This window comes from Streptomyces albidus (ex Kaewkla and Franco 2022) (assembly GCF_013870515.1).
In the GTDB taxonomy this organism is placed as follows: Bacteria; Actinomycetota; Actinomycetes; order Streptomycetales; family Streptomycetaceae; genus Streptomyces; species Streptomyces albidus.
The window spans coordinates 1-5,164 of sequence record NZ_JACBXA010000333.1; the positions used below are offsets into that span (position 1 = coordinate 1).

At 71.0% G+C, this 5,164-nt stretch carries 4 protein-coding genes; 2 read left to right on the plus strand and 2 right to left on the minus strand.

What is annotated here, in order from left to right; all coding sequences use genetic code 11:
* On the minus strand, window positions 1–987 hold a 987-nt coding region (locus H5J26_RS28120), incomplete at its 3' end, for a phosphatase PAP2 family protein (RefSeq protein ID WP_181768782.1).
* A gap of 489 nt (window positions 988–1,476) precedes the next feature.
* On the opposite strand from H5J26_RS28120, the gene H5J26_RS28125 reads away from it, so the two are divergent.
* Window positions 1,477–3,411, plus strand: a complete 1,935-nt coding sequence (locus tag H5J26_RS28125; RefSeq protein WP_181768783.1) for an MFS transporter — start codon at window positions 1,477–1,479, stop codon at window positions 3,409–3,411.
* A gap of 78 nt (window positions 3,412–3,489) precedes the next feature.
* Here H5J26_RS28125 and H5J26_RS28130 read toward each other — a convergent pair whose 3' ends face one another.
* Complete coding sequence (locus H5J26_RS28130; protein WP_181768784.1) at window positions 3,490–3,936, minus strand: cell division protein SepF; 447 nt, start codon at window positions 3,934–3,936, stop codon at window positions 3,490–3,492.
* 358 nt (window positions 3,937–4,294) lie between these two features.
* On the opposite strand from H5J26_RS28130, the gene H5J26_RS28135 reads away from it, so the two are divergent.
* Window positions 4,295–5,164 (plus strand): DUF5685 family protein (locus H5J26_RS28135; protein WP_235981204.1); only part of this gene is annotated, 870 nt, incomplete at its 3' end.

Sequence of the window (5,164 nt, forward strand, 5' to 3'; positions counted from 1 at the left end):
TGCCCAGCGCCGATGACCAGCAGCAGCGTGTCGAGGAGTTCGGCCTCGGACAGCGGTGTGGTGCAGCCGCGCCGCCCCGACGCCGCTCCCCGAGGAGGACGAGGCGGGGGCACGGCTGCCGATGACCGCGGTCTCGCCGTGCTGCGACTCCTCGCCGACGGCCATCTCCTCCGCGGGGAGGCTCCTGCCGGAGGGCAGCAGCGACTGCCGTGTGACGGGGGCGAGGGGCGAGGGGGCCAGGCCGGGGATCCTCGTGGTGCTCCGGCGGTCGCGCCAGGCGAGGACGCGGTCCTCCGCCCTGGCGAGGGCGGGCTCGGCCCAGGGCAGGGCGAGCAGGATCAGCAGCCCCGCCGCCCAGCCGAGGAGCACGTCGCTCACCCAGTGCGTACCGAGGTAAGCGGTGGTCGCACCGACTCCCAGCGCGAAGAAGGCGCCGACGACCGAGAGCACCCGGCGGGCGCGCGGCGTGGTGGCGAGATAGGCCAGAATGCCCCAGGTCACGACGGCGTTCGCGGTGTGACCTGAAGGGAATATATCGCCGCCGGCGAAGAGTTCGGCCGATCCGACCGAGGTCGCGTAGTGCGGACCGAGTCTGCCGAGGCCGATTTTCACTGCTCCGACAGTGACGTTGAGCGCCAGCAGCGCGGTGCCGAGCACCAGCAGGGGGCGCAGTGTCCGCTGCCGCCAGGAACGCCAGCCGAGCCAGGCCGCCACCAGCACTGCGGTGGGGCCACGTTGGCCGAGCACCACGAAGTAGTCGAGGAACGCGTGCACTTCCGGCCACTGCTTGTAGGGCCGGAAGAGCATGACCTGCCAGTCGAGTCGTACGAGATCTGTGCGAATCAGTACGGCAACGACAATCGCCGCGTAGAGCCCCAATGTCGTGCCGAACAACAGCTTGCGGGTTCGGCTCATCCGCGGGGCATCGCGGTTGCTCGGTCGCTCAGGCTCTTGTTCCAGCCGGGCGAGCAGTCGGTCGGTACGCACCCAATCGACGTTACAACGGCTGTGAGAGATGCCCGTACACGTCGGGGGGGTTCGTGATGACCATGTGATGTGGAGTGCGTCTCACCGGGGTGTTTGTCCCTGTGAATTCCCGCAGCTTATCCGGGTTTTAGACGGTGCATTCGGGATCCCGTCCACCGAAGGTCTGTTGCGGTGCAGAAGGAATTCTGTTCACCGCTGGTTGCCGGGGAATTCCACCCTGCTTTTCCGCGCGGGTTCCCTTCGCGGGCAAGCCAGTTGACGCCCCGGCGGGTGTTCGCGACCGGCAACCCGGGCAGCCGCACCACCAGGGTCCACGCAGGTCTGCCGTGACATGCGCCACGCGGTCGTCCGGAAGACTCGCGTACCCTGACGGCCACTCGCCCTTCCGCACCGGGCTGCGTGACGTTCCGTATCCGCTCCGGCGGGCACCTCGTCCGCCGCCGCGGCGCTCCCCCCGCTCGGAGGGCGAGCGCGAGAGGAGGTGTGCAGATGCCCGGGACGACCACAGCCGGAGCCGATGAGGCGACGGACACTCCCGTGCACAAGGCGGCCAGCCCTGCCTCCGGTCTCGCCCCCGGTGTGAACCGCTGGACCGTCCTCGTCGTCCTCTGCGCGAGCCTGCTCCTGGTCGCGGTGGACGCCACGGTGCTGCACGTGGCGGTGCCGGCCGTCTCCGGGGAGCTGCGCCCCGGCTCCGTCGAACTCCTGTGGATCGTCGACGCGTATCCGCTCGCCTGTGCCTCGCTGCTCATCCTCTTCGGCACGCTCGGCGACCGTGTCGGACGCCGCCGCGTGCTGCTGTTCGGATACGCGCTCTTCGCCCTCGCGTCCGCCGTCGCCGCGTACGCGCAGACGCCCGGCGTGCTCATCGCGGCGCGCGCCCTGCTGGGCGTCGGCGGCGCGATGATCATGCCCGCGACGCTGTCGATACTGCGCCAGGTCTTCCCCGACCGCCGCGAGCGGGCACTGGCCATCGGGATCTGGAGCGCTGTCGCGGCTGTGGGAGCGGCAGTGGGGCCGCTGGTCGGCGGAGCGCTCCTGGAGCACTTCTGGTGGGGCTCGGTCTTCCTCATCAACATCCCGCTGATGGCCGCCAGCCTTCCCGTCGGCCGCTGGCTGCTGCCGGAGTCCACGGGCGGCCGTGAAGGCCCCTGGGACGTGCTCGGCGCCCTCATGGCCGCGGGCGGGCTCTTCGGCCTCATCCTCGGCGTCAAGCACGCGGGCGGCGGGGCGCCGCTCTCGCTCGGCACAGCCGCGCCGCTGCTCGCCGGCGGCCTGCTGATCACGCTGTTCGTACGGCGGCAGCGCCGCCGCAGGCATCCGCTCATCGACGTCCGTACGGTCGCCCATCGCGCCTTCGGCACGGCTGTGGGCTGCATCGTGCTCACGGTGCTCGCGCTCGTCGGGCTGGCGCTCATCGCCGCGCAGTACCTCCAGCTGGTGCTCGGCCTCTCCCCGCTGCAGGCGGGGCTGCGGCTGCTGCCGCTCTCGCTTGCGGCCATAGCCGCAGGCCTGGTGGGCTCACGGCTGCTGAGGCTGCTGGGGCCGCGGATCATGGTCGGGCTCGGCTTCGTGCTCACCACGATCGCCGTCCTCGTGCTGACCGGTGTCAGCCAGGAGGACCAGCCCGCCCTGCTCGTCGGAGGCTTCGTGCTGCTGGGCTTCGGCCTGGAGACCACGCTGTTCGGCTGCTACGAGTCCATGCTCAACGAGGCACCGGCCCACAGCGCGGGGGGCGCCGCCGCGATCGGCGAGACCGCCTACCAGCTGGGTGCCGGTATGGGCATCGCCGTACTCGGCAGCGTGATGAACGCGGCGTACGCCCCCGGAGTGCGCAACGTGCCCGGCGTCCCCGGCGGTGCGAGCGGCGACGCCGGACACTCGCTCGGTGAGGCGTACGGCATCGCCTCCCGGCTCGGCGGCTCCGCCGGTGACGCGCTGCGCTCAGCGGCACGCGACGCCTACGTGCACGGCATGCACGTCACCCTGATCGTCAGCGCCGTCCTGCTGCTGCTCGGCGCGCTCGCAGCGCTGAGGCTGCCGCGGACGATGGAGACGACGCGGGACGAGCCCGAGGCCGCGGAGCGGCAGGAGGCGCAAGCCGCGGAGCGGCAGGAGGCACAAGGGCCGGCCGAGGGGTCCGAGGAAGTGCGGCAGAAGCACGCGGACGGACGGAACGCGGCTGAAGAGGAGCCCGCTGACGGCACGACGGGCGAGGACGAGCCCGGCAAGGGCACCTACAGGAAGGCCCTCCCCACGGCGTCGTCGGTCCAGGCGGAGAGCGCGCAGACAGAGCGGGCTTCGGTGCGCAACAGCCTGCCGCGGCAAGCCGATCGGAGTCGTGGCAGGGCCGAATCCGCGACGCAGCCCGAGCCGGGCCAGGGCGACGGGGATCTCCTTCCGAGCGGGATCACCCGGCCGTAGACCCGGCACGGCGCCTACGCGGAGCCGGTCCGGAGCAGCAGCCGCAATCGGCCCTCCGGCACCCGAACCGGCTCTGCGTCAGCTCTGGTTGAAGAAGCCCCCTTCGGAGGCACGACGGCTTTCGCCGCCGACGATCTTGTAGTCGTCGGGCGTCAGCAGGAAGACCCGCGTCGCCACCCGTTCGATCGACCCGCGCAGCCCGAAGGTGAGACCGGCGGCGAAGTCCACGACGCGCTTGGCGTCCGCGGGCTCCATCGTGGTGAGGTTGATGATGACGGGAACGCCGTCCCGGAACAGCTCGCCGATACCGCGTGCGTCGCGGAAGCCGTCGGGCGTGACCGTCGCGATACGGGTGCCCTGATCCTGCGCCGCCTCGGCCGTCACCCGGACTCTGGGGTCGGTGACCCAGGGTTCCCGAGCGGCGTCCCCGGGCTCCGGCCCTTCGGCGTAGTCGTCGTCGTAGTAACGCATTTCGCTGTCGTCGACGAGGCCCAGCCAGGCACTCGCCTTGCGCACCGATCCCATTGGACGCCTCCTCTCCTCTAACGCGGTCGTCCGCAGTCACGTTGAGCGGCTCCCCCCGCGGGCCCGCATCCCTATGGTCGTCCATGATGCGGATGTTGCGCCAAGTGAATACACGCCCGGAACGGGATTCGTGACGGTACTGGTGCAGAACATATGGCGCTCGGTCAGGGAACCAGTGGGGCCCGCGTGGTGACGGTGTGCAAGTTGTCGTCCACTGGGAGGGCGACAGAGGTGGAACTGAGCTGAAGCAGAAGGGTGCGGGAGCCCCGCACACCATGTTCGCCTGCCGCTAGGGTGATGCCGCCGCACGACGCGTACGAAACACTGTGCGAGGGGTCAACGGGGAAGCAGGCAAGCCTTGTTCGGAATAATCAGGCCGTGCCGGCACAGGCTCGCGGCACACATGCGCACCGAGTGGATGGCGCATTTGTGCGGCCTCTGCCTCGCGCTGCGGGCCGAGAACGGTCAGTTCTCGAGAGTGGCCACCAACTACGACGGGCTCATCATCTCGGTACTGGTGGACGCCCAGTCGCGGCGCACGGGCGACGCGGACGGCCGGAGGCGAACAGCCGGGCCGTGTCCGCTGCGCGGGATGCGCAGCGCTCCGGTCGCACAGGGGGAGGGCGCACGCCTGGCCGCCGCCGTGTCGCTCGTACTCGCCTCGGCGAAGGTGCGGGACCATCTCACGGACGGTGACGGGCTGTTGGCCCGCCGGCCCGTTGCCGCAGCCGCACGCAGGATCGCGGCCGGGTGGGACAGGGCGGGTGCTCGTGCGGGCGCCGGTCTGGGTTTCGACACCTCCGTGCTCGTCGAAGCGGTGGACCGCCAGCAGGACGCCGAACTCTCCACCGTGCGGGGCGGATCGCTGCTGAGCGCGACCGAGCCGACGGAGACCGCGACGGCCGCCGCATTCGCGCACACCGCGGTACTCGCGGGACGCCCCGCGAACGAGGAGCCGCTCGCGGAGGCCGGACGGCTCTTCGGACGGCTCGCTCATCTGCTGGACGCCGTGGAGGACTTGGCCGCCGACGAGAAGGCGGGCGCCTGGAACCCGGTGGCCGTCACCGGCACCGGCCTGGGAGAGGTCCGTCGGCTCTGCGACGACGCTGTGCACGGGGTGCGACTGGCGCTGCGGGAGGCCGACTTCGTCGACGGCGGGCTGGCACATCTGCTCCTCGCACACGAGTTGGGCAGGTCCGTCGAGCGTGTCTTCGGATCCGGTCCCGGC